This window comes from Mesorhizobium sp. M0830, from assembly GCF_040319965.1.
GTDB lineage: Bacteria > Pseudomonadota > Alphaproteobacteria > Rhizobiales > Rhizobiaceae > Mesorhizobium.
Map to the genome: position 1 here is coordinate 58,807 of NZ_JAMYOR010000024.1, position 24,863 is coordinate 83,669.

Genomic DNA, 24,863 nt, shown 5'->3' on the forward strand with positions numbered 1-24,863 from the left:
CACGGATATCCCTCCCCCTTGAGGGGAGGGTGGCCCGGAGGGCCGGGTGGGGCCGGCGGTGACGCGCTCCAACTTCTTCTGTCGAAGGTCGAGGCAGTTCAGTGAAAAGTTGAGGCAGCTGAGGCGACCCCTCCCGCATCGCTTTGCGAGGCACCCTCCTCTCAAGGGGAGAGTTAGCCGCCGACCTTTTCGCCAAAGCTCGAAAAAAACTGTCCGGCGAGTTTCTTCGAGGTCGATTCGATCAGCCGGCTGCCGAGCTGGGCGATCTTGCCGCCGACATCGGCCTTGGCGGCGTATTTCAACACCGTGGTATCGGGCCCATCTGATGCCAACGTCACGTCCGCACCACCCTTGGCGAAACCGGCAATGCCACCCTTGCCTTCACCCTGGATGGTGTAGGAGTGCGGCGGCTTCAGGTTCTTCAACGTCACTTCGCCGTTGAACGTCGCCTTGATCGGTCCGATCTTCACCACCACGGTCGCCGCCATTTCGGTCGGCGATTTCATCTCCAGGCTCTGGCAGCCGGGAATGGTCGCCTTCAGGACCTCGGGATCGTTCAGCGCTTCCCACACTTTTTGCAGGGAAGCGGCAATGCGCTCCTCGCCTTCGATCACCAAAGCCATGAAAACCTCCCGGACAAGACTGAATGAAGCCCTAACGCACGGCTGGCTGCCTGTCTATCACACCAAAGTCCGGTTGCGACCGCACGCCCTCTTGCCTGCTCTCGCGCGTTGCCATATCGATTTGTCTTACAAATACGGAGACCACCAATGGCAGGCGCCCCCACCCACAAGAAAAAATTTCGCTCGCAGGAGTGGTTCGACAATCCCGACAACCCGGGCATGACGGCGCTCTATCTCGAGCGGTACCTGAATTACGGCCTGACGCGCGCCGAACTGATGTCGGGCAAGCCACTGATCGGCATCGCCCAGACCGGCTCCGATCTTTCGCCCTGCAACCGGCACCATATCGAACTCGCCAAGCGCGTGCGAGAAGGCATCGTCTCGATGGGCGGCATCCCTTTCGAATTTCCCTGCCACCCGATCCAGGAGACCGGCAAGCGCCCGACCGCCGCTCTTGACCGCAACCTTGCCTATCTTGGCCTGGTCGAAGTGCTTTACGGCTACCCGCTCGATGGCGTCGTGCTCACCATCGGTTGCGACAAGACGACGCCGGCCCTGCTGATGGCGGCGGCCACCGTCAACATCCCGGCGATTGCGCTGTCGGTCGGCCCGATGCTCAATGGCTGGCACAAGGGCAAGCGCACCGGTTCGGGCACCATCGTCTGGGAATCACGCCAGCGCCTGTCGGCTGGCGAGATCGGCTATGACGAGTTCATGGATATCGTCGCCTCCTCGGCGCCGTCCACCGGCTATTGCAACACCATGGGCACCGCCACGACGATGAACTCGCTGGCCGAGGCGCTCGGCATGCAGTTGCCTGGTTCGGCCGCCATTCCCGCGCCGTACCGCGAGCGCGGCCAGATTTCCTATGAGACGGGAAAGCGCATTGTCGAGATGGTGCACGAGGATTTGAAGCCGTCGGATATCATGACGCGCAAGGCCTTTGAGAACGCCATCGTCGTCAACTCGGCTATTGGCGGCTCGACCAATGCACCGATCCATCTCAACGCCATCGCCCGCCATCTCGGCGTGCCGCTCGACAATGACGACTGGCAGAAGGTCGGGCTCAAGATCCCGCTCATCGTCAATCTGCAGCCGACAGGCGAATATCTCGGCGAGGATTATCACCACGCGGGCGGCGTGCCCGCCGTCGTGGCCGAATTGATGAAGGGCGGATTGCTGCCTTTCCCCGAAGCCATCACCGTCAACGGCAAATCGATCGGCGACAACTGCAAGGGGGTCGTCAACGAGAACATCGAGGTCATCCGCACCGTGGCCGAGCCGTTGAAAGCCAATGCCGGCTTCATCAACCTGCGGGGCAATCTGTTCGATTCGGCGATCATGAAGACCAGCGGCATTTCGCCGGAGTTCCGCGAGCGCTATTTGTCCAACCCCAGGGACCCCGAGGCTTTCGAAGGCAACGCCATGGTTTTCGACGGGCCGGAGGATTACCACGCCCGCATCGACGATCCGGCGCAAGGCATCGACGAACACACCATCCTGTTCATGCGCGGCGCTGGCCCGGTCGGCTATCCCGGCGGTGCCGAGGTCGTCAACATGCAGCCGCCGGCCTACCTCATCAAGAAGGGCATCCATGCGCTTGCCTGTATCGGTGACGGTCGCCAGTCGGGCACGTCAGGTTCGCCGTCGATCCTCAACGCCTCGCCGGAAGCGGCGATCGGCGGCGGGCTGGCGCTGTTGAAGACGGGCGACCGTGTCCGCATCGACCTGCGCAAGGGCACGGCCGATATCCTCGTCACCGATGACGAGATCACCCGCCGCCGCGCCGAACTGCAGAACGATGGCGGCTATCACTATCCCAAGCACCAGACGCCCTGGCAGGAGATCCAGCGTGGCATGGTCGCGCAGTTCTCAGAGGGAATGGTGCTGGAGCCAGCGGTGAAATACCAGGATGTCGCGCATACCAGCGGTGTTCCCAGGGACAATCACTGATATTCCAGGATAATCGCTGATTATCCTCGGGATAATCGCTGATTATTCCAGGCGACGATTGCTGATGCTGGATCATTGACAGGCGGCCTGAACTATCAGGCTGCCTCTCGGGCTCCGTTCGGCGTGTCCCGGTCGAGGGTCGAGAACCATCCGTCAACAACCGCTATCGCCATACCGCAATTGTCCCGGCTCATCGATCTGCTGGCGCCCCCGGCAGGGGAGAGACACGTATAAGGAAGGATCCAAGGCCACGGCCTTTGTATTCCGCTTGCGAACCTCCTAATTGCGTTGAAACGGATTGGAACTCATGGCGGGACGGCGCTCTTCTCTCGGCTTCCTCGGAATGTTCGGCCGCTCAAGCGACTTGAGACAGCTCGACGTCGCATTGCGGGCCGCCGACCTTCACCCAGCCCTTGTGCCGGAGGGCGTAAAACTCACCATCGTCAATCTGATGAAGGATCACTGGTCCGACGAGCCGCCCACCCAGGCCTATGCGGAAGTGGCACAATTGTTCAGCTATTGCGTTGCTGGGCCAGAAACCTTCGAAAGCTCCCATGGCTTGCCGCTACGGCAGGACGTGGAGCGCCGGGTCGAGGCTGCAGTGCAGGCCGGTGACAGTTTCGATGCGCAAATCGTATTGATGACCCTGCACGCCAAGCTGATCAGCGCCGAGGTCGTCGAGCGCTATGGGCTGGGCACCGAATAGCTGTTTCGGGAGCGTTGTTTACCCGCCCATCCTGCCGCGCGGCAATTTGATCATTTCGCCAAAGCGGGCGCGCAGCCGGTCGTCGATCGGCTTCGGCACATGGCGCGGAAAGCGCTCGGCAAGCACCCGCTTCTTCTCGATGATCGCCCGCTGCAAGATGTCGGGCCGGCCCTTCTCGTTCCATTCCTTGGGAGAAAAGCGGTCGCCGACGGCGGGGTAAAAATACTCCGTCTGCATCAGCCGCAGCGTCTGCTCATGGCCGAGATAGTGGCCCGGACCCTTCAGGCAGACATCGGCAATGGTATCGATCGACAGCGCTTCGTCGCTCACCTCGATGCCCCGTACGCAGCGCAGGCAGTGGCCGAGCATGTCGTTGTCGATGATCAGGCTTTCCAGGCAAAAGCCGAGCAGGGAGGCATGCATGCCGGCCGATTCATAGACGAGATTGAGCCCGGCGAGACCGGCCATCACGTCGGTGATGCCCTTTTCGTAGCCGGACTGGATATCGGGCAGTTTCGAATCCGTCATGCCGGCGGCTGAACCGCCAGGCAAGTCGTAGTATTGCGCCATTTGTGCGCAGGCCGCGGTCAGCACTGCCTGCTCGGCCGAACCGCCGGACATTGCGCCGGTGCGCAGATCCGAAACGAACGGCCAGGTGCCGAAGATCGCCGGATGGCCCGGCTTGATGGCGTTGACATAGACAAGACCGGCCAGCACTTCGGCCACCGCTTGCACCACCGCACCGGCAATCGCCGCCGGTGCCGTGGCGCCGGCCTGCCCGGCCGACAGCAGGAGGATCGGGATGCCGCCCTCGACGCAAGCCTCGAGCACGCCGCAGGCGTCCTCGGCGAACTTCATCGGCGGCACCACGAAGCAGTTGGAGTTCGACACGAACGGCCGGGCGCGGAAGTTCTCCTCGCCCCCGGCAATGGCGTAGAGCATTTCGAGCGCCGGCTGCACATTCTCGCGCACCGTGAACGAGGTGCCGACATGCTTGGACGTCCCCATTACGCAGGCATAGAGCGTGTTGAAATCCATTTCCAGCGGATCGGGAATATCGCGCGGCACCATCGGCCGTTGGAAGAAGTGGATATTGTCGAGCCCTTCGACGAGGCGGGCGGCGTCATAGATGTCCTGCAGCAGCGACTCGCGATATTCGCGTTTCTCGACATCGACCAGATGCACGGCAGCTCCGGCCGTGCCGTAATGCACGCGCTTACCCTTGATCAGCATGTCGTGCTTGGGGTCCTGGCCGTGTAGCGTGAAATGCCGTGCCGCTCTTTTGATCGTGTCGAGCACGAGCGCTCGTGGAAAGCGGATGCGCCCATCGTCGCCATAGGTGCCGCCGGCCTCTGTCAAGGCTTCGATGCAAGAGGGGATGGCATTGGCAAAGCCAACCGTCTCCAGGAGCGTCAACACCGCTTCGTGGATGCGTTCCTGGTCGTTCTGTGTCAGCGGTCCGTAGCTGCCGCCTTCGAGGCCGGCGCGCACCGGCTTGATGTCGTCGGCCAAGGGTGCTGCCCGCATGGCGCGGCGCGCTTCGCGCCCGCCGGAGCGACGCGAACGCTGGTCCGCCGCCGCTTCCTGCTTTTCAAGAACTGACATGGAGACACTCCACCTTTCCGAGAAGCAGGGCGCGGCGGTTGGTCCACCATCGGCTGCTTCTTCCCCTTTGTGCTCCGACTATGCCGCCGGCATTGGCCCAGACTATGAGCCAGAGGGTCCGGTCGCATATGCCAGAACATTAAAGGACCGGAGCCACGCCTGCACGGCTGCGGTCCAAAGGGGTGGGCGATGGATCAGGCGGCCGCCGGCCTGCGTCCGGCGGCGGTGGCGAGTTCACGGATGCCTGGCTCGATGTGCTGCAGCGCGATTGACGAGATGCCCAGCCGCATGAAACGCGAAGGCTTCTCGGTCCGATCGAAGAAACGGTCGCCCGGCTCGATGATGACGCTGCGCGAGGCTGCTGCCTCGGCCAGCCCGCGTGAATCGGTGCCGCGCGGTCCCTCGAGCCACAGCGACGTGCCGCCGGCCGAATCAGTCGAGCACCACTCCGGCAGGAAGGCGGAAATCGCATGGACCAGCCGCTTGCGCCGCTCGTCGAAGGCCGACGACAGCCGTCGTACCAGCGCCTCATGATGGCCGAGCGACAGGAAGAGTGCTACGGCGCGCTGATTGTTGGCCGGCGGATGACGCAGCATGAAGCGGCGCAGTGCCCTGAGCTCAGAGATCAGTCCGGCAGACGCCACGATGTAGCCAAGCCGCAGGCCGGGAGCCAGCGTCTTCGACATCGAGCCGACATAGACGACACGGCCGGAACGATCGAGGCTTTTCAGCGCCTGCTGCGGTGCTTCGTCGAGAAGCTGGCTGTCATAGCCGTCCTCGATGATGATCTGGTTGTAGCGGTTGGCTCGCGCCAGAAGATCCTGCCGCCGTTCCGCCGAAAGCGGCACCATCGTCGGGCAATGGTGGCTGGGCGTGACGAAGACGAACCCGGAATCGTTGGGAATAGAAGCGGTTACGATGCCGGACTGGTCGACCGGCACCGGCTGTATGTCGGCGCCTGCAAGGCGGAAGATCGAGCGTGCATCGGGGTAGCCGGGATCCTCCATCGCCACCTTGGAGCCCTTGGACATCAGCAGCGTCGCCAGCATGTAAAGCGCGTTCTGGGCGCCCAGCGTGACGATGATCTCGTCGGGATTGGCGAAGATGCCGCGTCGCGGCAACAGCCGCGCCTGGATCTGCTCGATCAGCAGCGGATCGTCTCGGTCGACCATGTCGGACGCCCAGTTGCGGATTTCGAGCACGGCAAGCGCCATGCGGTTGCACTCGCGCCACTCGGCGGTCGGGAACAGCGCCGGGTCGAACTGGCCGTAGACGAAGGGGTAGGACGACTTGATCCAGTTCTCGTGCTTGGCCGGCGGCGGCATGTCGCTGGCGGCGATCTTGCGGCGTGCCTTCCAGTCGATTTCGTTGGCCTGGTCGGGCGCCTTCTGGTGCGGCTTGGCAGGCGTTGCCAGCACATCGGGATTGACGAAATGGCCACGCCGCTCGCGTGCCACCAGGAAGCCCTGGTCGACGAGCTGCTGGAACGCCAGCACGACGGTTCCGCGCGCAACGCCGAGCTTTTCAGCCAGGATCCGGCACGAAGGAAGCGGCATCGAAGCGGCAATCTGGCGGTCGAGAATGGCGGCCACGATGGCTTGGCGGATCTGCGCCTGCAGGGTCTGGCCCGATTCCGCCGAAATCCGGAACAGGCCGGACCATATGGCCGTGTCGTTACGCTGTGGCATGGGAGGTGTTCCTCGATGGCCAGTCTTTTTCGCTTGGCTGGACCAGCCGAACGTAACCGTGGCACAAGGGGTTGCGCCAATCAATTTTTCTGATCGTTGGGATTTATGCCAGTGATCCTTCACGCCATTTTGATGCTGCGCTGCGGCATCGCGGGGTGACGCGGCGCCTCGTCCCGGCGATGACTTCGTGCGTCATCGCTGCGCATTGAAATGGCTCGAATTAGGTTCGATAGATTGTCGCGACGACACGCGCCGGAAACATCCGGTTCGTAATGATGGCTCGAGGTTTCGGAGTTCGGCAGTGGATCAATCGTCCTTCCAAAAACAGCTCGCTGCCTTGCGCGATCATCGCGCGGCGGCGCCCGCCAGCATGCGCCAGGCCTTCGCCGCTGATCCCAAGCGTTTCGAGACATTCTCCGCCACCGACGGCGACCTTCTGCTCGACTGGTCGAAATGCGCCGTCGACGGGCTCACCATGGACTTGCTGGAACGGCTCGCCAAGGCGGCCAATCTCGAAGGTCGTCGCGCCGCCATGTTCGCCGGCAAGAAGATCAACCTCACTGAGGATCGCGCCGTGCTGCATACGGCGTTGCGCAACCTGACCGGCAAGGGCGTCACCGTCGATGGCCAGGACGTCAAGGCGGACGTCATAGCCGTGCTCGACGCGATGGGCGCCTTTGCCGACGCCGTGCGGTCGGGCAAGGCGGCTGGCGCCACGGGCAAGAAGATCACCGACATCGTCAACATCGGCATCGGTGGTTCCGATCTCGGTCCGGCCATGGCGACGCTGGCACTGGCGCCCTATCATGACGGGCCGCGCGCGCATTACGTCTCCAACATCGACGGCGCCCATATCCACGACACGCTGAAGGGCCTGTCGGCCGAAACCACGCTGTTCATCATCGCCTCCAAGACCTTCACCACCGTCGAGACGATGACGAATGCGCAGACGGCGCGCAAATGGGTGCAGGAAGCGCTCGGCAAGGAAGCGGTGGGCAAGCATTTCGCCGCCGTCTCGACCGCGCTCGACCTGGTGGCCAAGTTCGGCATCGCGCCGGATCGCGTCTTCGGCTTCTGGGACTGGGTCGGCGGCCGCTATTCGCTCTGGGGCGCGATCGGCCTGCCGGTGATGATCGCTGTCGGCCCGCGGAATTTCCGCGCGTTCCTCGATGGCGCGCACGAGATGGACGAGCATTTCCGCACCGCGCCCGTGCTGGAGAACCTGCCGACGTTGCTGGGACTGGTCGGCTGGTGGCATCGCGTGATCTGCGGGTATCCGGCGCGCGCCGTCATCCCTTATGACCAGCGCCTATCCAGGCTACCGGCCTATCTGCAGCAACTCGATATGGAATCCAACGGCAAGAGCGTCACCCTCGAAGGCGCCGACGTAACGACGCCGACCGGACCACTGGTCTGGGGCGAGCCCGGCACCAACGGCCAGCATGCCTTCTTCCAGCTGCTGCACCAGGGCACTGATTTCATCCCGGTCGAGTTCCTTGCCGCGGCCGTCGGCCACGAGCCCGAGCTCAAGCACCAGCACGATCTGCTGCTCGCCAACTGCCTGGCGCAGTCGGAAGCGCTGATGAAGGGCCGGACGCTTGAGGAGGCCCGCGCCCAGATGCTGGCCAAGGGCATGAAGCCGGCCGAGGTCGACAAAATTGCCCCGCACCGCGTCTTCTCCGGAAACCGGCCCTCCGTGACCATCCTCTACCGCAAACTCGATCCGCGCACCTTTGGCCGGCTGATCGCGCTCTACGAGCACCGCGTCTTCGTCGAGGGAACGCTGTTCAACATCAACTCCTTCGACCAGTGGGGCGTCGAACTCGGCAAGGAACTCGCCACCGGCCTTCTGCCTGTCGTGGAGGGCAAGGAAAGTGCCGCCAAGCGGGATGCATCGACCGCTGGTCTCGTGGGATTCATCCACCATTTGCGTGGATCGGAGTGAAAAGCTTGGCAGACATCAAGGGTATATTGTTCGACAAGGATGGAACGCTTGTCGACTTCAACGCGACCTGGCTTGGAGTTGCCGACTTCATGGCCATGGATGCGTCCGAGGGTGATCGCTGGAAAGCCGACAGGCTACTGGCGGCCGCCGGCTTCGATTTCACCAGCAAGCGCTTCAAGCCTGACTCCATCTTTGCATCCGGCACCAATCTCGACGTCGTCGAATTGTGGTTCCCGCGGCTGTCCAATGAGGACCAGATGCTTGCGGTTGCCCGCTTCAACGAGATCACCTCGGTGCAGGGCTCGGCGATGGCTGTGGCGCTGCCGGGCATCGTCGACACGCTGACGGCCTTGCACAGGAAGTCCTACCGGCTCGGCGTCGCCACCAACGATTCGACCAGCGGTGCGGAAAAGACGCTTGTCACGCTCGGCGTCGCCCAGCTGTTCGACGCGGCTTACGGCTACGACGCGGTGGCCAATCCGAAGCCGGCGCCCGACACCATCCTGGCCTTCAGCGATCTCACCGGGCTGAAGCCGACGGAAATCGCCATGGTCGGCGACAACCGCCACGATCTCGAAATGGCGCGGGCCGGCGGCTGCGGACTGGCGGTCGGCGTGCTCTCCGGCACCGGCACCCGCGAATCGCTGGCCGGGATTGCCGACATTGTTCTTGATTCGGTTGCCGATCTGCCCGACTTCCTCTCGGCACGGGTCAAGGAGACGATCTGACCGGGCTAGGCTTGGCAAATCGACTTGGGACTTTCCCGCCAACGGCTGAGATGGGGTGGTGAGCCGAACGTCTGCAGGTAGTCGAAACCGACGGTTAGCTGCCGTTCTTCACTTCACCCCGTGACATAAGATGTGCGGGATTAGTATCCTGCGTGGCCTTTGCCGCCGTGCGCGGCGATGAACATGGCGACGGCCGACCGGCAATAGGATTCGATTTCGTTGTCGTCCTCTGCTCTCGCCTGATCGAAGCGTGCGATAATCAGGAGATCGGATCCTTTGAAAAGCGCGGCAAACAAGCGGGCGGACCGGAGAGGATCGGGCACGTTCAGAACCGCCTTCGCGTGCAACCGGCGCAACAGGGCCTCGATTTGGGCGATGACATGGGCGGGGCCGGCTTCGTAATGGACCTTGCTTAACGAATTTTGATTCGTCTTGTCGGCCATGATCATGGCTTCGACACTGCGGACGTCCGGGCTCAACAGCGTGCGAAGCAGCGATGATCCCACCGCCATGAGCTGATCTTCGGCCGAACCGTCGACGCCTTCAACAAGGGCCTGTGGTGCAAACTGACGGCAGCGGGCCGCGATGGCCGCGCTGAACAGCGCCTCCTTGTTCTCGAAGTGCCGATAGATGCTGAGCTTGGATATCTTCGCTCGCTGGGCGACCTTGTCCAATGTCGTCGCATGAAAACCCAGTTCCTCAAAGAGTTCGCACGCGGCGTCGACTATCGTTTGGCCAAGCGCCTCGTTGGCCGGCCGGCCGCGCCGGCCCTGGCTGTTTACGGTCACGACAATTCCAGTCCTTGACAGTATCCTAATTCGTGCATTACGATACCACGTAGTATCTGAAATGTGCAAGCCAACGGGTCGGTTTCAACTTGTCCTCCAAATCAAGTTTCCCCGGGCCGCCCGGCGATATCGAATGCGGCATTGTCCGGCCGGTCAACACAGTGATGGGCGACATTCTCGTCGATGCCGAAGCCCTGCTCGCTGACCGTCTCGAGCGCGTATCGGTGGACGATATTTCGCGCCCGGCCCAGCCCAACCCCCTCCATCCACAACACGGAGCCCATCATGGATGACGTCATCATCATCGGCGGCAGCTTTGCCGGTCTCGCCGGCGCCCTGCAGCTCGGCCGTGCCCGCCGCAAGGTCACCGTTCTCGATACCGGCCTGCCGCGCAACCGCTTTGCCGGCCACTCGCATGGCCTGCTCGGCCACGACCACAAGCCACCGCTGGACATCCTGGCCGAGGCGCGGCAGCAACTGGCGCGCTATCCCACGATCAGGCTGGTCAATGCCCGGGCCGACAGCATCTCTGGCGCCATCGACGATTTCTCCGTCCTCACTGGCGACGGCGAAAGCCTTGCGGCGCGCCGGCTGATCCTGAGCTATGGCGTCGTCGACCAGATGCCTGATGTTCCGGGCTTTGCCGAAGGCTGGGGCACGTCCATCGTGCCCTGTCCCTATTGCGACGGCTTTGAAGTCGCCGGCCAGCATTGGGGCCTCGTCTGGTCCGGCCGGCAGTCGCACAATTATGTCAGGCTGTACCACGACTGGACCGACACGTTGACGCTCTTCGCCGATGGTCACGACATTCCGCCCGATATTCGGGCCGATCTGGGGCACCGCAATATACCTGTCGTCGATGGCCGGATCACCGGAATCGCCCATCACGGGGGCCATCACGCCACCGTCGAGCTCGATACCGGCCCCAATGTCGCAGTCGACATCCTGTTCGCGCATCCGCGCAACAAGCCGTCCGCAAGCCTGCATGAATCACTGGGCCTCGCCACGGTCGATTCGCCCCTCGGCATTGCCCTCAAGGTCGACGAGCGCCGCGAAACCAGCATGCCCGGCATCTACGCCGCCGGCGACCTCGCCAACCCCCTCATGGCCTCGGTCACCACGGCATCATCGCACGGCGCGATGGCGGGCATCTTCTCCCAGCAGTCGATGCTGGTTTGAGAGCACAGGTTCCCTTCTCCGGTTGCCGCGGGCCGTCGCGGAAAACCTCCTTTTGGGGGAGAGCGCCTACGCCAGCAGATCAGCGGTGGTGCGATAGAGGCCTGTGGCAAGAAGATCGTCGGCGCAACCGCATCTGTTAGACTTGGCATGGCGCGTGAGGACGACCGTGACGTAGGCGACGTTAGCGACGGGGCGCTCTATTCGCGGAGAGCTGCTTCGAGCGACTTGAGCGGATACATCTGTATGGCGAAAAGTACATTGGCGAATTAGGGGACGCTGAGCTTAGATGTTAGCGGCCGTCACGACTGCTATCTGAACGTGCCTTTGATTGGATGATCATCTGCGTTGGCGGTCGAACTCGGTACATTCCGAGTGACTGGGTTCAGCGACAGCGGTCATCCGCTTCAAAGGAAAACACACCGCTCGGTTTCGTCGCGACACCCTTCGCGTCGCCGAAATCCGGCACCCGGTACTCGGCGAGCAATCTCAGCCGTGACAGCGGCAGATCGGTGCGACGGGGATCGCCGACCAGAACCTCGATGCCGGCGGCCAGGCAGCGGTCGAGGAATGGGGTAACGCGTAAGGCAACCTCATGGCCGTAAAAAACATCGCCTGCGAGCACAAGGTCGACGGCCGGTGGCGGGCCAGTGGTGATATCCTTGTCGACAACGGTGATCGTGACGCCGTTGGCGGCGGCATTGAGGCCGATCGCTGCAACGCCGTTACGGTCTATCTCGGCCGCAAGCACCGCGCGGGCGCCAGCCTTGGCGGCGGCGATGCCGACGAGGCCTGAACCGGCGCCGAGGTCGAGCACGCGCTGCCCGGCTACCGTCTGCGGTCGGTCGAATATGAAGCGGGCAAGCACCGCGCCGCCGGCCCAGGCATAGGCCCAGTAGGGCGGCTGCGCTTCGGTCCCGTTCTCGTCGGCCTCGATGCTGTCTTCCGGCTCGACGCCATGGTCACACCACTCGATCAGCCGCCTGAGACCGCTTGCAGGATGGGCCGTGTAGAGCAGGATTTGGGGAAGTGCCGGAACAGGCACAAGGCGCATATTCGCCTTGATGAACGTAGCCGCGTCGGGACGTCGGCCATCGTCCGCGAACCCGCCATTGCCAGGGCCATCCTTCAAATCGCGTTTATTCCCGCAGCGCTCGGCGCAGGATCTTGCCGACCGGTGTCTTCGGCAGTTCGGTCCTGAACTCGATGTATCTGGGCCGTTTGTAGCCGGTCAGGTTCTCGCGGCAATACGCGGTGAGCGTCTCTGCGGTCAGCGCCGGATCCTTCTTGACCACGAACAGTTTCGGCACCTCGCCCGAATGCTCGTCCGGCACGCCGATCGCCGCCACTTCGAGCACGCCCGGATGCATCGCCACGACTTCCTCGAGCTCGTTCGGATAGACGTTGAAGCCCGAGACCAGGATCATGTCCTTCTTGCGGTCGACGATCTTGGTGTAGCCGCGCTCGTCCATGAAGCCCATGTCGCCGGATTTGAAGTAGCCGTCCTTGGTCATCACCTTGGCGGTCTCATCGGGCCGGTTCCAGTAGCCCGCCATCACCTGCGGTCCCCGGATACAGATTTCACCGACCTCGCCGAGCGGCAGGTTGTTGCCGTCGTCGTCGCGGATGGCGATCTCGGTAGAAGGCAGCGGCAGGCCGATCGTGCCGGTGAAGTCGCCGGCGGTGAACTTGTTGGCCGTGGCCACCGGCGAGGTTTCCGAGAGGCCGTAGCCTTCGGTGACCGAACAACCGGTCAGCGCCTTCCAGCGTTCGGCGACGCCCTTCTGCACCGCCATGCCGCCGCCCAGCGTCAGGATCAGCGGCCTGAAGTCGAGCTTGCGGAAATCCTCATTGTTGAGCAGTGCGTTGAACAGCGTGTTGAGGCCCGGAAAGATGTGCACCGGGTATTTCTGGAGCTCCTTGACGAAGCCGGGAATGTCGCGCGGGTTGGGAATGAGCACATTGCGGGCGCCTTGCTGCATGCCCATCAGCGCGTTAACCGTCAGCGCGAAGATATGATAGAGCGGCAGCGCGCAGATGAAGTTGGGATGCGCCGGTTTCGGCTTGATCGTATAGGCGTCCTCCATCCATTGCGCGTTCTGCGCGACGTTGGCGAGCACGTTGCTGTGCAGCAGCGTGGCTCCCTTCGAGACACCCGTGGTGCCCCCCGTATATTGCAGGAAGGCAACATCATTGGCCGTCACCTTGGCCGGCTTGAAGGTCGCGCCGGCGCCGGCCTTCAAGGCCACATTGAACTTGACGTGACCGGGCAATGACCAGGCCGGCACCATCTTCTTCACCCGGCGCACGACGAAATTGACGATGCTACCCTTCAGTCCCCCGAGCATGTCGCCCATCGCGGCAACCACGACATGCTTGACCGCCGTCCTGGCGATCACCGCCTGCAAGGTGTTGGCGAAGTTCTCGAGGATGACGATGGCTTGCGTACCGGAGTCCTTGAGTTGATGTTCGAGCTCGCGCGGCGTGTAGAGCGGGTTGATGTTCACCACGACATAACCGGCGCGCAAGACGGCCATCATCGCCACCGGATATTGCAGCACGTTCGGCATCATCAGCGCGACGCGCGCGCCTTTCTGAAGACCCTTCGATTGTAGATAGGCGCCGAAGGCCGCCGACAGCCGCTCGACATCGGCGTAGCTGATGGACTTGTCCATGCAGGTGAAGGCGGGCTGCGCGGAAAATTGCTTGCAGGCGGCAACCAGGAAATCGCCGATCGAACTATAGGGCAGGGGGCCGATTTCGGCCGCCACGTTTTTCGGATAGCTCTTGAGCCACGGCTTTTCCGGCAGTCCTGCGGCCAGCGCCGTCAGTGCATTCGGCAATCGCCTGGCGGCAGCCTCGGCAGGCTTCACTGCCGGCGAGGCCTTGGCCGCTGCAGCCTTCGCCACCGGCTTGGCAGCTGCCGGCTTTGCCGCGGGCACCGTCTTTCCGACAACAGTCTTTGTCGAGGCTTTCTTGATCGGGGCTTTGGTTGCCGGCTTTGGGCTTGCCTTCGCCGGCACGGGCGCCTTCGGCTTGGGCGCGGCGGCTTTGGCAGCGGGCACTTTCGGCGTGGACATGCCGCCGGCTGCTTTTGGAGCCGCCTTGGCTTCCGTCTTCGCCGGCGCCGTCTTCCTCGATGCTTTTGCCACCCGTTCCTCCCTCGACAATTCTTGTTCGATCGCGCTGCGCTCGCCCCTGAATTGACAGAGACGTCCTCCGCTGCCGCCGCTATACCACCTATGTATTGCCTCCATTGACGACCGTGCAAGTCTTGCCCCTGCGGCAAGGCGGCGAAAGATTTGCCGTCGAGAAATACTTCCTGCCGCGACCGTTGTCCTGCCGCACACCCGGCGGCTCGGAAGTGCGCGCGGCATCAATATCGTCAGATCGGCAATCAATAAAAAAATGCGGTCGTTAACAATCTCGTGATTGGAAAAAACTGCTAATTTTTTCTGCGTTTAAGCGAAATCGCGGATTTTTTTCCTGCTTCCCGCGGGGTAAGCAAACGGGGTGTTCCAAAGCTGGAAAAACGGTGCTTATATGCGCGCTTCGCGAGCCTGATAGAGGGGCTTGGAAGAACATCAGGGAGTGCTCAATGAAGAAGAAACTGACTTTTGCAGCCGCGTTGCTGGCTGCAAGCGTCCTGGGCGGCGTGGCCAACGCGAAAACTCTGGTCTATTGCGCGGAAGCTTCACCGGAGGGTTTCGACCCGGCGCCGTATACCGCCGGCCAAACCTTCGACGCATCCTCGCGCACCGTCTTCAACCGCCTTGTCGAATTCGATCACGGCAAGACGACGATCTCGCCCGGCTTGGCTGAAAGCTGGACGATCTCCGACGATGGCAAGGAATACGTTTTCAAGCTGCGCAAGGGCGTCAAGTTTGCCGCCACTGACTATTTCACCCCGACGCGCGACTTCAACGCCGACGACGTGGTGTTCTCCTTCCAACGTCAGGTCGACAAAACCGGCCCCTGGTTCCAGTACATCCCAGGCATCGCCTACCAGTATTACAATGACCAGTTCGGCGACAACATCACCAAGGTCGAGAAGGTCGACGACCTGACGGTGAAGTTCACCCTCAAGGAGCCGGCAATCACCTTCATTCCGACGCTGGGCATGGACTTCGCCTCGGTCGTCTCCAAGGAATATGCCGACAAGCTGCAGGCCGACAAGACCCCGGAACTGTTCAACCAGAAGCCGATCGGCACCGGCCCGTTCATCTTCGTCGACTACCAGACGGACGCAGCCATCCGCTACAAGGCCAACCCGGACTATTGGGGAGGCAAGCAGAAGATCGACGATCTGGTCTTCGCCATCACCACCGATCCGGCAGTGCGCGCGCAGAAGCTCAAGGCCGGCGAATGCAACATCATGTCATACCCGGCACCGGCCGATATCGCCGGCCTGAAGGCTGAACCAAGCCTGAAGGTCGACGAGCAGGAAGGCCTCAATGTCGGCGCGCTGATGTACAATACCCAGCAGAAGCCGTTCGACGACGTGCGCGTCCGCAAGGCGCTCAACATGGCCATCAACAAGAAGGCCATCATCGACGCCGTCTTCCAGGGCGCCGGCCAGGTGGCGATCAATCCGATCCCGCCGACCATGTGGTCGTACAACAAGCAAGTGAAGGACGATCCGTACGATCCGGAAGCGTCCAAGAAGCTGCTTAAAAAGGCCGGCGTCAAGGACCTCAAGATGAACGTCTGGGCCATGCCGGTGTCGCGCCCCTACATGCCGAACGCGCGCCGCACGGCTGAACTGATCCAGTCGGACTTCGCCAAGGTCGGCGTCACCGTCAACATCGTCAGCTACGATTGGGGTGAATACCTCAAGCGCGCTTCGGCTGTCGATCACGACGGCGCCGTCATCGTCGGCTGGACCGGCGACAATGGCGATCCGGACAACTTCCTCGGCGTGCTCCTGAGCTGCGCTTCCGTCGGTTCGAACAACCGTGCGGAGTGGTGCAACAAGGACTTCGATGCGCTCATCAACAAGGCCAAGACCGTTTCGGATCAGGCCGAGCGCACCAAGCTCTACGAGAAGGCCCAGGTCATCTTCAAGGAACAGGCACCCTGGGCGACACTCGCTCACTCCAAGGTGTTCATGCCGATGCAGAAGACCGTCACCGGCTTTGCGATGGATCCGCTCGGTATCCATCGCTTCGACGGCGTCGACATCGCCGAATAAGGTTGCGAAACGGGGGCGTCACCGCATGGTGGCGCCCCCACTCGCCCGCCATGCTGCGTTATATCCTCGGCAAGCTCGCCCTCATCATCCCGACCTTCATCGGGATAACCATCCTCGCCTTTGGCTTCGTGCGCATCCTGCCCGGTGATCCGGTGCTGGTGCTTGCGGGCGAACGCGGCCTGTCGCCCGAACGCCACGCGGCGCTGATGCACCAGTTCGGCTTCGATCTGCCGATATGGCAACAGTACCTGACCTATTTGACCAACATCCTGAGCGGCGATTTCGGCACCTCGTTTTCGACCAAGACGCCGGTGCTGAGGGATTTCCTGATGCGCTTCCCGGCAACGGTCGAGCTCGCCATCTTCGCCATGATCTTTGCCGTCATCCTGGGCGTCGCCGCCGGCATCTTCGCCGCGATCCGCCGCGGCTCCTGGTTCGATCAGCTGACGATGGGCACGGCGCTGGCAGGCTATTCCATGCCGATCTTCTGGTGGGGTCTGCTGCTGATCATCGTGTTTTCCGGCACGCTGCACTGGACGCCGGTTTCCGGCCGCATTGACCTTCTCTATTTCTTCAAGCCGGTGACCGGCTTCATGACCATCGATTCCCTGATCTCGGGGCAGAAGGGCGCCTTCCGCTCGGCGCTGTCGCACCTCATCCTTCCAACCGTCGTGCTCGGCACCATCCCGTTGGCGGTCATCGCCAGGCAGACGCGATCGGCGATGCTTGAAGTGCTCGGCGAGGACTATGTGCGCACTGCGCGTGCCAAGGGTCTGGCGCCGCGCCGTGTCATCGGCCTGCATGCCTTCCGCAATGCGCTGATCCCGGTCGTCACCACCATCGGCCTGCAGGTCGGAACGCTGTTGACCGGCGCCATCCTGACCGAGAGCATCTTCTCCTGGCCCGGCATTGGCAAATGGATGATCGACGCTATTTCCAAGCGAGACTATTTCACCGTGCAGGGCGGGTTGCTCTTGATCGCGCTGATCGTCATGTCGGTGAACCTCATCGTCGACGTGCTCTACGCCGTCATCAACCCACGTATCCGGGCCAACTGACATGAGCAACGAAGGCCCAGCCACCATTGAAGCCGTGACCGTCGTCAAGCCGCAAGACGCCAGGCTGCAGATGCTCGGCGAGTTCTGGCACTACTTCTCCGTCAACAAGGGCGCGGTGATCGGGCTCTTCGTCTTTGCGATGCTGATCCTGATCGCCATCTTCGCGCCGCTGCTGGCGCCGCATTCGCCCGACGACCAGTTCCGCGACTTCTTCCTGACGCCGCCGGCTTGGCAGGAGGGCGGTAACGCGCAGTTCCTGCTCGGCACCGACGCCGTCGGCCGCGATATGCTGTCGCGGCTGATCTACGGCTCGCGCTTTTCGCTCGCCATCGGCTTCGTCGTCGTCACGTCAGCGCTGATCTCGGGCGTTATCCTCGGCCTGCTCGCCGGCTACTGCCGCGGCTGGGTAGACACGCTGATCATGCGCATCATGGATATCATCCTGGCCTTCCCGTCGCTGCTCTTGGCCCTGGTGCTGGTTGCGGTGCTCGGGCCTGGCCTTGTCAACGCCATGATCGCCATCGCCTTTGTGCTTCAGCCGCATTTCGCCCGGCTGACCCGCGCCGCCGTGATGGCCGAGAAGAATCGCGAATACGTCATCTCGGCCAAGGTCGCCGGCGCCAGCCATCTCAGGCTGATGCTGGTCACCATCCTGCCCAACTGCATCGCGCCGTTGATCGTGCAGGCGACGCTGTCCTTCTCCAACGCCATTCTCGAGGCCGCCGCCCTCGGCTTCCTTGGCATGGGCGCGCAGCCGCCGACGCCTGAGTGGGGCACCATGCTGGCCGAGGCGCGCGAGTTCATCCTGCGCGCCTGGTGGGTGGTGACTTTCCCGGGCCTCGCCATCCTGATCACCGTCTTCGCCATCAACCTGATCGGCGACGGCCTGCGCGACGCGCTCGACCCCAAGCTGAAGAGGTCCTGAGCATGTCTCTGCTCGAGATCAAGAACCTTACTGTTTCCTTCGACACGGCGGCCGGACCGTTCATGGCCGTGCAAGGCATCGATCTCGCGATCGAGCCGCGCGAAGTGCTGGCGATCGTCGGTGAGTCCGGCTCCGGCAAGTCGGTGGCGATGCTGGCGGTAATGGGCCTGTTGCCCAACACGGCAACGGTCAAGGCCGACCGCATGGCCTTCGACGGCGTCGATCTTTTGGAGCTCAGTCCGTCCGAACGCCGCAAGATCGTCGGCAAGGACATTTCGATGATCTTCCAGGAGCCGATCGCCAGCCTCAACCCATGCTTCACGGTCGGCTTCCAGATCGAGGAGGTGCTGCGCTTCCACATGGGCATGGATCGCGCCCAGCGCCGGGCGCGTGCCATCGAACTGATGAAGCTGGTCGGCATCGCCGACCCGGAGGAGCGACTGAGCTCGTTCCCGCACCAGATGTCGGGCGGCCAGTGCCAGCGCGTCATGATCGCCATCGCCATCGCCTGCAACCCGAAACTGCTGATCGCCGATGAGCCAACCACGGCGCTCGACGTCACCATCCAGAAACAGATCCTCGATCTGCTGGTCTCGCTGCAGGCCAAATACGGCATGGGCCTGATCATGATCACCCACAATATGGGCGTGGTGGCCGAAACCGCCGACCGCGTCATCGTCCAGTACAAGGGTCGCAAAATGGAAGAGGCCGACGTGCTTTCGCTGTTCGAGTCGCCGAAGAGCAATTATACGCGGGCCCTGCTGTCGGCCTTGCCGGAGAACGCTGTCGGCGACCGGCTGCCGACCGTGTCCGACATGATGTTCGAGCCGGCGCCTTCGGCTGCGGGAGCCGCGTTATGAGCACGACCGTTCTCGAAGGCAAGAACATCGTCCGCGACTATCACATCGGCGGCGGCCTGTTCACCGGACCGCGCACCGTGCATGCCGTCAAGGGCGTCTCCTTCACGGTGGACAAGGGCAAGACGCTGGCCATCGTCGGCGAAAGCGGCTGCGGCAAGTCAACACTAGCCCGCATCATCACGCTGATCGATCCGGCGACAGCGGGCGAGCTGTTCATCGACGGCAATAAGGTCGATATCGCCAAACATGGCCTGTCAAAGGACATGCGCCGCAAGGTGCAGATCGTTTTCCAGAATCCCTACGGATCGCTCAATCCGCGCCAGAAGATCGGCGACGTGCTGGGCGAGCCGCTGCTGATCAACACCGACAAGCCGGCGGCCGAGCGTCGCGACTTGGCGATGAAGATGCTGAAGAAGGTCGGCCTCGGTCACGAGCACTACAACCGCTATCCGCACATGTTCTCGGGCGGCCAGCGCCAGCGCATCGCCATTGCCCGCGCGCTGATGCTGAACCCAAGCCTGCTGGTGCTGGACGAGCCGGTCTCGGCGCTCGATCTGTCGGTGCAGGCACAGGTGCTGAACCTGCTCGCCGACCTGCAGGACGAGTTCCAACTGACCTATGTCTTCATCAGCCATGATTTGTCCGTCGTGCGTTACATCGCCGACGACGTGATGGTGATGTATTTCGGCGAAGCCGTCGAATACGGCTCGCGCGACGAGGTCTTTTCCGACCCCAAGCACAGCTACACCAGGACCCTGTTCGCCGCGACCCCGCGCGCCGACGTCGCCTCGATCAAGGCAAGGCTGGCGAAGAAGAAGGCGGCTTAGCGCCTCTTCGTCATGCTAAGGTCTGCGGGACACCTCGCTCCTTGCTTCGCCCAGGGATGACGACGCTGGAGTAGCCGCCGCCTTACGACAATTTGGCGATGATGGCGCGCAGCGCTTCGCCGAAGCGGTGGACTTCCTCAACCGTGTTGTAGTGGACCAGCGAAGCGCGGATGGCGCCGCTATCCATCGACAGGTTGAGGCGCCTCATCAGCCGTGGCGCGTACATGTGGCCGTCGCGGATGCCGATCTGCATCTCGGCCATTTCCTCGACGATCCGCTGCGGCGACAGTTTGCCGATATTGAAGCAGAAGGTCGGCACGCGCTCATTGATGCGCGCCTCGTCGGCTACGCCATAGATGGTCGCGCCGCAGTCCTTGAGCACTGCGAGCATCTCGCGTGCCAGCACCAGTTCATAGTCGCGGATGGCGCCCATGCCGGCAACGATGTTGTCGCGCCGCGACCGGTTGTTGGAGGGTGCCAGATTGCGGCCGATCAGTTCGAGATACTGTACGGCGGCATTCATGCCGGAGACGTTCTCGTAGATGAACGTGCCGGCCTCGACCTTGTAGGGCGGCTCGTCGGGGATGAAATCCTCGCGGAAGGTCGGCAGTCGCTTCAGCGTTTCGAAGCGGCCCCACAGGAAACCCATATGCGGCGAGAAATTCTTGTAGCCGGAGCAGACGAGGTAGTCGCAGTCCCAGGCCTGCACGTCGATCAACCCGTGCGGCCCGTAATGTACGCAGTCGAGGAAGACTTCGGCGCCGGCGGCGTGCGCGATCCCAGCCACTGAAGCGACATCGACGATCGAGCCGATCGAATGCGCGGTCACCGTGCAGGCGACCAGACGCGTGCGGTCGCAGACCAGCGGACGCAGGTCGTCGACATGCAGATTGCCGTCCTCGCGCATGCGCCACCATTTGAATTTCGCACCGGCCGATTCCAGCGCCAGCCATGTGGCGATGTTGGCGTCGTGATCCATGTCGGTGATGATGATCTCGTCACGCTCCCCGAGCATCTGGCCGATGCCGAGGCTGACCAGGCGAATGAACGAGGTGGCATTCATGCCGAAGCAGATTTCAGCCGGGCTGTAGGCATTGATCAGCAGCGCCACGCTCTCGCGTGCGTCCGCGACCGACTGGTCGACGGTCACGCTGCGGCCATAGCGGCCGCCGCGCTGCACGTTGTGCGAAACCAGATGGTTGGTCACAGCGTCGAGCACGCTCTGCGGGATCTGGGCGCCTGCCGCGTTGTCCATGAAGACGAAGTCGCCGGCCCGCTGCAAGGCTGGAAACATGGCGCGGATGGTGTCGACGGGGAACGTCATGGCGTTGGCATTGTCGGTCTGGTGCTTGTTCACGCGTAGGCTCCTGCGAAGGACTTGGGCGGGGTGGAATCAGCTGGCGAGGTCAGCGGGTCTTTCCGGTCTTGAAGCGGTCCTCAAGCAGGCTGACGAGGCGGACCATCGGCCAGAGGAAGATGAGATAGACAAGAGCCGCGCCGATCAGCGGCGAAGGGTTGGCATAGAGCGACTGCGCATTGGTCGCTTCCTTGAGCAGTTCAGGCAGTGCCACGGTGGAGGCGAGCGAGGTGTCCTTGAACATCGAGACGCAGTTGCTGGTCATTGGCGGGATGACGACGCGGATAGCTTGCGGCAGCACCACCTTGCGCAGGGTCAGCAGGAACGGCAGGCCAAGCGCCTGCGCCGCCTCGAACTGGCCATGCGGAATGCTTTCGATGCCGGAGCGGAACACCTCGGCCGAATAGGCCGACATGATGATGGCGAACGCCGTCACCGCCGAGGCCCAGGACGATAGGCGGATGCCGAGGAACGGCAGCGCATAGTAGATCAGGATCAGCACGACCAGCACCGGCAGGGCGCGGAAAATGTCGGTGTAGCCGACCGCAAGCCACCGCAGCGGCTTCGGCGCATAGAGCCGCAGCAGGCTGATCAAAAGGCCGATAGGGATGCCGATGCCGATGCTCAAGATGCCGAGCAGCAGCGTGTTCCGGAAGCCGCGCAGCAGCGCCGGCAGACTGGACATGATGACATCGGGGTTGAAGAAGGTGTCGAGCAGCGACATGGGAGCGTTCCCGAACCCCAGAGCAAAGAATGCTCGCGTTAAAATCAATCGGCCTCACCGAAGGCGAGGCGGTCTGCGACGGGAGCCGGCGTCAGAGCGTGAAATGAATCGTGCCGGCCTGGACAGCCGGCACGATGTCAATGCATTGCCGCTCAGGCCTTCGGCAGCGGCATTTCCTTCACGGTCGAAGAGTCGGCGGGCGCGTCGCTGCCGAACCACTTCTTGTGGATCGCGGCCAGGGTGCCGTCCTTCTTCATCGCGGTCAGCGCGTCGTTCAGCTTGCCGAGCAGCGGATGGTCCTTGGTCATCATCAGCCCGTACTGTTCGCCGGTCTTGATGCGCTCCTTGACGGTCAGATCCTTCATCTTGGTGAAGGAATACTGCATGCCCGGAATGTCGCTGACGGCGGCATCGACGCGGCCGGCGCTGAGGTCGAGCAGCAGGTTCTGCTGCGTGTCGTAACCTTTCACGTCGGTGAAGCCGTCGGCTTCCTGATGCGCCTTGACCCAGGTCTCGCCGGTCGAGCCGGACAGCACACCGACGATCTTGCCCTTGAGGTCGGCTTCGGCCTTGATCGGGCTGTCAGTCTTGGTGGCGATGCCCATGTCGGAATCATAATAGGGCTGGGTGAACGACTGCGACTTCAGCCGCTCCGCCGTAATGGTGATCGAGGAGATGGCGACGTCGATGCGCTTCGATGTGGTGGCGGCGAACAGCGCCTGGAAGCCGAGATCGGCGATGTCGGTGGTTGTGCCAATGCGCTTGGCGGCTTCATTGACGATATCGACTTCGAAGCCTTCGAAGGTGCCGCTCTCGTTCTTGTATTCGAAGGGCGGATTGGTCGGATAGGCGCCGACATTGAGCACGTCGGCGGCATAGGCGGTGGCGGGGCCGGTGGCGATCCCGATGGCGGCGGCGAGAAGAAGCAATTTGCGACGAGTGAAGCTCATTTGTGTTCCCTCTGTTGTTGATCGGGCGGGTTGCTCCCGCACGGTTTTTTGCCGCCCCGCTTCGGGCAGGGCGTCAATTCATGGCAGCGACCATGCGGTCGAGAGCGGTCGCTATCTGCTGACGTGCACGGCAGGCGCACATGCGCGGGAAGGCCGTGGCGACGTTCTCGATGTGCACGTCGCGGATCTGGGCGCGCAAACCGTCGAAGGCATAGCGCGCGCTGGACGATGACTGGGGCACTATGAACGACAAGGACTGAAACCCCTCCCACCACGATGGACTGGCAAGCAAGCCCCTCCGGCACGGCAATAGCTATCGATTTTGGAATGCTTATCCAAAGTGCCGCGGTTTTCAAGGCGAAAGTTTTAAGCTTAAAAAGTTTGACCGGATTGTTGCCCGGCCGATACGCCCTTGGCCGTACTCGTGTCGCGCCAGTTCGGCTACGCGTCGTAGAAAGAACCTTCGGACGCACCAGCCTCGCCATCGCGAGGCGAAGCTATTTCATGCTTGAAATATTTTTGCGGAGCCGTAGCGTGCGATCTTCGGCGGGAGGTCGCGACATGCACAAACCACATCCATTGCACGGCCCGAACAGGCTGAAGCTCGGCGTCTTTTCGACCAATGCGGATGGCGGGCTTGCCATAACCGATGTGCCGGAACGCTGGACGGCAAGCTGGCAGGACAATCTGACCGCGGCGCAGATCGCCGACCGCGCCGGCCTGGAATTCATGCTGCCGATCGCGCGCTGGCGCGGTTTCGGCGGCCGCAACAAGGTACGGGAATGGTCGTTCGAGACCTTCACCTGGGCGGCGGCGCTTGCCATGGCCACCGAACAGATCGGGCTGTTCATGACCGTGCATGTGCCGCTCGTGCATCCGCTCTACGCCGCCAAGGCGTTGGCGACGGTCGACCACATCAGCCAGGGCCGCGCAGGCTTGAACATCGTCTGTGGCTGGAACCCGAAGGAATTCGGCATGTTCGGCACGCCGCTGGTAGAGAAGGGTTATGACCAGGCAGCGGAATGGATCGAGATCCTCGAAAAGCTCTATGCCTCGGATGAGCCGCTCGACTATGAGGGCACGTATTACCGCCTCAAGGAAGCCGTCAGCCGGCCAGCCAGCCTGCAGCTTCCACGACCCTTGACCATGAACGCAGCTTTCGGCGGGCCCGGGCGGGATTTCGCCGCCGCCAGATGCGATTATCTATTCACGACCTTTTCCGAGATGAGCAATGCCGGCAAGCATGTCGCCGATATCAGCGAGCGGGCCGACAAGGCGGGCCGCGACGTCGGCGTCTACACCGTGGCGCATGTCGTCTGCCGCCCGACGATGGAAGAGGCGCGGGCCTATTACACGCGCTACGCGGTTGAGATGGCCGACCATGATGCGGTCGATGCCCATATGGCGGGCAAGAAGGAATTCTCGCAATCGCACGACCCGCATGCCTATGACCGCTACCGGCAGCGTTTCGCCGGCGGCGCGGGCACTTACCCGCTGATCGGTACCCCTGAAACGATCGCCGCCGACATGGTCGCCATTGCCGGGCACGGCTATCAGGGCATCGCGCTGTCCTTCGTCAATTACACGCAGGAACTGCCCTATTTCTGCGATCACGTGCTACCGATTTTGAGGCAGGCAGGTCTTCGCGAATAGTAGTGGTGCTCAGCGGGGATCAATTAGAGCGGAATGAATTGAGGCTGAATCGGCGTGGGATTCCCTTAGGCGTGCAAATCTGATTCAACCTTCATGCTGGGCAAGG

At 62.5% G+C, this 24,863-nt stretch carries 22 protein-coding genes; 11 read left to right on the forward strand and 11 right to left on the reverse strand.

Annotated elements, in window-relative coordinates; translation table 11 throughout:
• Nucleotides 1–173: 173 nt before the first annotated feature.
• Nucleotides 174–623 carry an SRPBCC family protein gene (locus NKI20_RS16460; RefSeq protein WP_352604035.1) on the reverse strand — a complete coding sequence of 150 codons (450 nt, stop codon included), beginning with the start codon at nucleotides 621–623 and terminating at the stop codon, nucleotides 174–176.
• A gap of 147 nt (nucleotides 624–770) precedes the next feature.
• Here NKI20_RS16460 and NKI20_RS16465 point away from each other — a divergent pair, with 147 nt between their 5' ends.
• Complete coding sequence (locus NKI20_RS16465; RefSeq protein ID WP_352604037.1) at nucleotides 771–2,576, forward strand: IlvD/Edd family dehydratase; 1,806 nt, start codon at nucleotides 771–773, stop codon at nucleotides 2,574–2,576.
• A 307-nt stretch (nucleotides 2,577–2,883) separates the two neighbouring features.
• On the forward strand, nucleotides 2,884–3,282 hold the full coding sequence (locus NKI20_RS16470; protein ID WP_352831980.1) for a hypothetical protein: 399 nt from the start codon (nucleotides 2,884–2,886) through the stop codon (nucleotides 3,280–3,282).
• 18 nt (nucleotides 3,283–3,300) lie between these two features.
• Here the strand turns inward: NKI20_RS16470 and NKI20_RS16475 are convergent, their stop codons facing one another.
• Nucleotides 3,301–4,887, reverse strand: coding sequence for a trimethylamine methyltransferase family protein (locus NKI20_RS16475; RefSeq protein ID WP_352831982.1), 1,587 nt, complete (start codon nucleotides 4,885–4,887; stop codon nucleotides 3,301–3,303).
• Between the two features lie 194 nt (nucleotides 4,888–5,081).
• Nucleotides 5,082–6,575 carry a MocR-like pyridoxine biosynthesis transcription factor PdxR gene (pdxR, locus tag NKI20_RS16480; RefSeq protein ID WP_352831984.1) on the reverse strand — a complete coding sequence of 498 codons (1,494 nt, stop codon included), beginning with the start codon at nucleotides 6,573–6,575 and terminating at the stop codon, nucleotides 5,082–5,084.
• 301 nt (nucleotides 6,576–6,876) lie between these two features.
• Here pdxR and pgi point away from each other — a divergent pair, with 301 nt between their 5' ends.
• On the forward strand, nucleotides 6,877–8,520 hold the full coding sequence (gene pgi, locus NKI20_RS16485; RefSeq protein WP_352604043.1) for a glucose-6-phosphate isomerase: 1,644 nt from the start codon (nucleotides 6,877–6,879) through the stop codon (nucleotides 8,518–8,520).
• A gap of 5 nt (nucleotides 8,521–8,525) precedes the next feature.
• Nucleotides 8,526–9,248 (forward strand): HAD family hydrolase, encoded by a 723-nt coding sequence (locus tag NKI20_RS16490; protein ID WP_023758209.1) that lies wholly within the window; start codon nucleotides 8,526–8,528, stop codon nucleotides 9,246–9,248.
• Nucleotides 9,249–9,388: 140 nt separating this feature from the next.
• Here NKI20_RS16490 and NKI20_RS16495 read toward each other — a convergent pair whose 3' ends face one another.
• Both NKI20_RS16495 and NKI20_RS16500 read right to left on the reverse strand, forming a co-directional pair.
• On the reverse strand, nucleotides 9,389–10,036 hold the full coding sequence (locus NKI20_RS16495; RefSeq protein ID WP_023758208.1) for a TetR/AcrR family transcriptional regulator: 648 nt from the start codon (nucleotides 10,034–10,036) through the stop codon (nucleotides 9,389–9,391).
• A 101-nt stretch (nucleotides 10,037–10,137) separates the two neighbouring features.
• The gene (locus NKI20_RS16500; RefSeq protein ID WP_032907120.1) at nucleotides 10,138–10,323 is read right to left on the reverse strand and encodes a hypothetical protein; all 186 of its coding nucleotides are present in this window, start codon (nucleotides 10,321–10,323) and stop codon (nucleotides 10,138–10,140) included.
• Here NKI20_RS16500 and NKI20_RS16505 point away from each other — a divergent pair.
• On the forward strand, nucleotides 10,322–11,215 hold the full coding sequence (locus NKI20_RS16505; RefSeq protein ID WP_023758206.1) for an NAD(P)/FAD-dependent oxidoreductase: 894 nt from the start codon (nucleotides 10,322–10,324) through the stop codon (nucleotides 11,213–11,215). The two genes, NKI20_RS16500 and NKI20_RS16505, sit on opposite strands and share 2 nt — an antisense overlap.
• Before the next feature lie 382 nt (nucleotides 11,216–11,597).
• Here NKI20_RS16505 and NKI20_RS16510 read toward each other — a convergent pair whose 3' ends face one another.
• Nucleotides 11,598–12,344, reverse strand: a complete 747-nt coding sequence (locus NKI20_RS16510) for a class I SAM-dependent methyltransferase (RefSeq protein WP_502898126.1) — start codon at nucleotides 12,342–12,344, stop codon at nucleotides 11,598–11,600.
• Nucleotides 12,345–12,351: 7 nt separating this feature from the next.
• Nucleotides 12,352–14,364, reverse strand: coding sequence for a long-chain fatty acid--CoA ligase (locus tag NKI20_RS16515; RefSeq protein ID WP_352831988.1), 2,013 nt, complete (start codon nucleotides 14,362–14,364; stop codon nucleotides 12,352–12,354).
• Between the two features lie 446 nt (nucleotides 14,365–14,810).
• On the opposite strand from NKI20_RS16515, the gene NKI20_RS16520 reads away from it, so the two are divergent.
• The 5 genes from NKI20_RS16520 to NKI20_RS16540 all read left to right on the forward strand — a co-directional run bounded on the left by NKI20_RS16520 (nucleotide 14,811) and on the right by NKI20_RS16540 (nucleotide 20,073).
• On the forward strand, nucleotides 14,811–16,403 hold the full coding sequence (locus tag NKI20_RS16520; protein WP_352831990.1) for an ABC transporter substrate-binding protein: 1,593 nt from the start codon (nucleotides 14,811–14,813) through the stop codon (nucleotides 16,401–16,403).
• A 50-nt stretch (nucleotides 16,404–16,453) separates the two neighbouring features.
• On the forward strand, nucleotides 16,454–17,461 hold the full coding sequence (locus NKI20_RS16525; protein WP_023758202.1) for an ABC transporter permease subunit: 1,008 nt from the start codon (nucleotides 16,454–16,456) through the stop codon (nucleotides 17,459–17,461).
• Nucleotides 17,462–17,531: 70 nt separating this feature from the next.
• Nucleotides 17,532–18,386: an ABC transporter permease subunit gene (locus tag NKI20_RS16530; protein ID WP_352832002.1), complete on the forward strand. Its 855-nt coding sequence runs from the start codon at nucleotides 17,532–17,534 to the stop codon at nucleotides 18,384–18,386.
• A 2-nt stretch (nucleotides 18,387–18,388) separates the two neighbouring features.
• A complete protein-coding gene (locus NKI20_RS16535; protein WP_023758200.1) occupies nucleotides 18,389–19,246 on the forward strand; it encodes an ABC transporter ATP-binding protein in 858 nt (285 codons plus the stop codon).
• Entirely contained in the window at nucleotides 19,243–20,073 is an 831-nt protein-coding gene (locus tag NKI20_RS16540) for a dipeptide ABC transporter ATP-binding protein (protein WP_023758199.1), read from the forward strand. Before NKI20_RS16535 ends, NKI20_RS16540 begins: the two co-directional genes overlap by 4 nt.
• 82 nt (nucleotides 20,074–20,155) lie before the next feature.
• Here the strand turns inward: NKI20_RS16540 and NKI20_RS16545 are convergent, their stop codons facing one another.
• The 4 genes from NKI20_RS16545 to NKI20_RS16560 form a co-directional block, all read right to left on the reverse strand.
• Nucleotides 20,156–21,430 (reverse strand): cysteine desulfurase-like protein, encoded by a 1,275-nt coding sequence (locus NKI20_RS16545; RefSeq protein WP_352831993.1) that lies wholly within the window; start codon nucleotides 21,428–21,430, stop codon nucleotides 20,156–20,158.
• A 49-nt stretch (nucleotides 21,431–21,479) separates the two neighbouring features.
• Nucleotides 21,480–22,154 carry an amino acid ABC transporter permease gene (locus NKI20_RS16550; protein ID WP_352831995.1) on the reverse strand — a complete coding sequence of 225 codons (675 nt, stop codon included), beginning with the start codon at nucleotides 22,152–22,154 and terminating at the stop codon, nucleotides 21,480–21,482.
• Between the two features lie 152 nt (nucleotides 22,155–22,306).
• Nucleotides 22,307–23,104 carry an ABC transporter substrate-binding protein gene (locus NKI20_RS16555; protein WP_352831996.1) on the reverse strand — a complete coding sequence of 266 codons (798 nt, stop codon included), beginning with the start codon at nucleotides 23,102–23,104 and terminating at the stop codon, nucleotides 22,307–22,309.
• A gap of 73 nt (nucleotides 23,105–23,177) precedes the next feature.
• Entirely contained in the window at nucleotides 23,178–23,357 is a 180-nt protein-coding gene (locus NKI20_RS16560; protein ID WP_352831997.1) for a hypothetical protein, read from the reverse strand.
• A 308-nt stretch (nucleotides 23,358–23,665) separates the two neighbouring features.
• Between NKI20_RS16560 and NKI20_RS16565 the strand changes: the two genes are divergently transcribed.
• Complete coding sequence (locus NKI20_RS16565; protein WP_352831999.1) at nucleotides 23,666–24,757, forward strand: LLM class flavin-dependent oxidoreductase; 1,092 nt, start codon at nucleotides 23,666–23,668, stop codon at nucleotides 24,755–24,757.
• The last annotated feature ends 106 nt before the right edge of the window (nucleotides 24,758–24,863 follow it).

Excerpts from the sequence above, each read along its gene's own strand:
- NKI20_RS16465 (WP_352604037.1), top strand. The coding sequence starts at position 771 with ATGGCAGGCGCCCCCACCCACAAGAAAAAATTTCGCTCGCAGGAGTGG.
- NKI20_RS16525 (WP_023758202.1), top strand. The coding sequence starts at position 16,454 with ATGCTGCGTTATATCCTCGGCAAGCTCGCCCTCATCATCCCGACCTTC.
- NKI20_RS16535 (WP_023758200.1), top strand. The coding sequence starts at position 18,389 with ATGTCTCTGCTCGAGATCAAGAACCTTACTGTTTCCTTCGACACGGCG.
- NKI20_RS16520 (WP_352831990.1), top strand. The coding sequence starts at position 14,811 with ATGAAGAAGAAACTGACTTTTGCAGCCGCGTTGCTGGCTGCAAGCGTC.
- pdxR (WP_352831984.1), bottom strand. The coding sequence starts at position 6,575 with ATGCCACAGCGTAACGACACGGCCATATGGTCCGGCCTGTTCCGGATT.
- NKI20_RS16505 (WP_023758206.1), top strand. The coding sequence starts at position 10,322 with ATGGATGACGTCATCATCATCGGCGGCAGCTTTGCCGGTCTCGCCGGC.
- NKI20_RS16500 (WP_032907120.1), bottom strand. The coding sequence starts at position 10,323 with ATGATGGGCTCCGTGTTGTGGATGGAGGGGGTTGGGCTGGGCCGGGCG.
- NKI20_RS16470 (WP_352831980.1), top strand. The coding sequence starts at position 2,884 with ATGGCGGGACGGCGCTCTTCTCTCGGCTTCCTCGGAATGTTCGGCCGC.
- NKI20_RS16540 (WP_023758199.1), top strand. The coding sequence starts at position 19,243 with ATGAGCACGACCGTTCTCGAAGGCAAGAACATCGTCCGCGACTATCAC.
- NKI20_RS16555 (WP_352831996.1), bottom strand. The coding sequence starts at position 23,104 with ATGAGCTTCACTCGTCGCAAATTGCTTCTTCTCGCCGCCGCCATCGGG.
- NKI20_RS16530 (WP_352832002.1), top strand. The coding sequence starts at position 17,532 with ATGCTCGGCGAGTTCTGGCACTACTTCTCCGTCAACAAGGGCGCGGTG.
- NKI20_RS16475 (WP_352831982.1), bottom strand. The coding sequence starts at position 4,887 with ATGTCAGTTCTTGAAAAGCAGGAAGCGGCGGCGGACCAGCGTTCGCGT.
- NKI20_RS16550 (WP_352831995.1), bottom strand. The coding sequence starts at position 22,154 with ATGTCGCTGCTCGACACCTTCTTCAACCCCGATGTCATCATGTCCAGT.
- NKI20_RS16460 (WP_352604035.1), bottom strand. The coding sequence starts at position 623 with ATGGCTTTGGTGATCGAAGGCGAGGAGCGCATTGCCGCTTCCCTGCAA.
- NKI20_RS16565 (WP_352831999.1), top strand. The coding sequence starts at position 23,666 with ATGCACAAACCACATCCATTGCACGGCCCGAACAGGCTGAAGCTCGGC.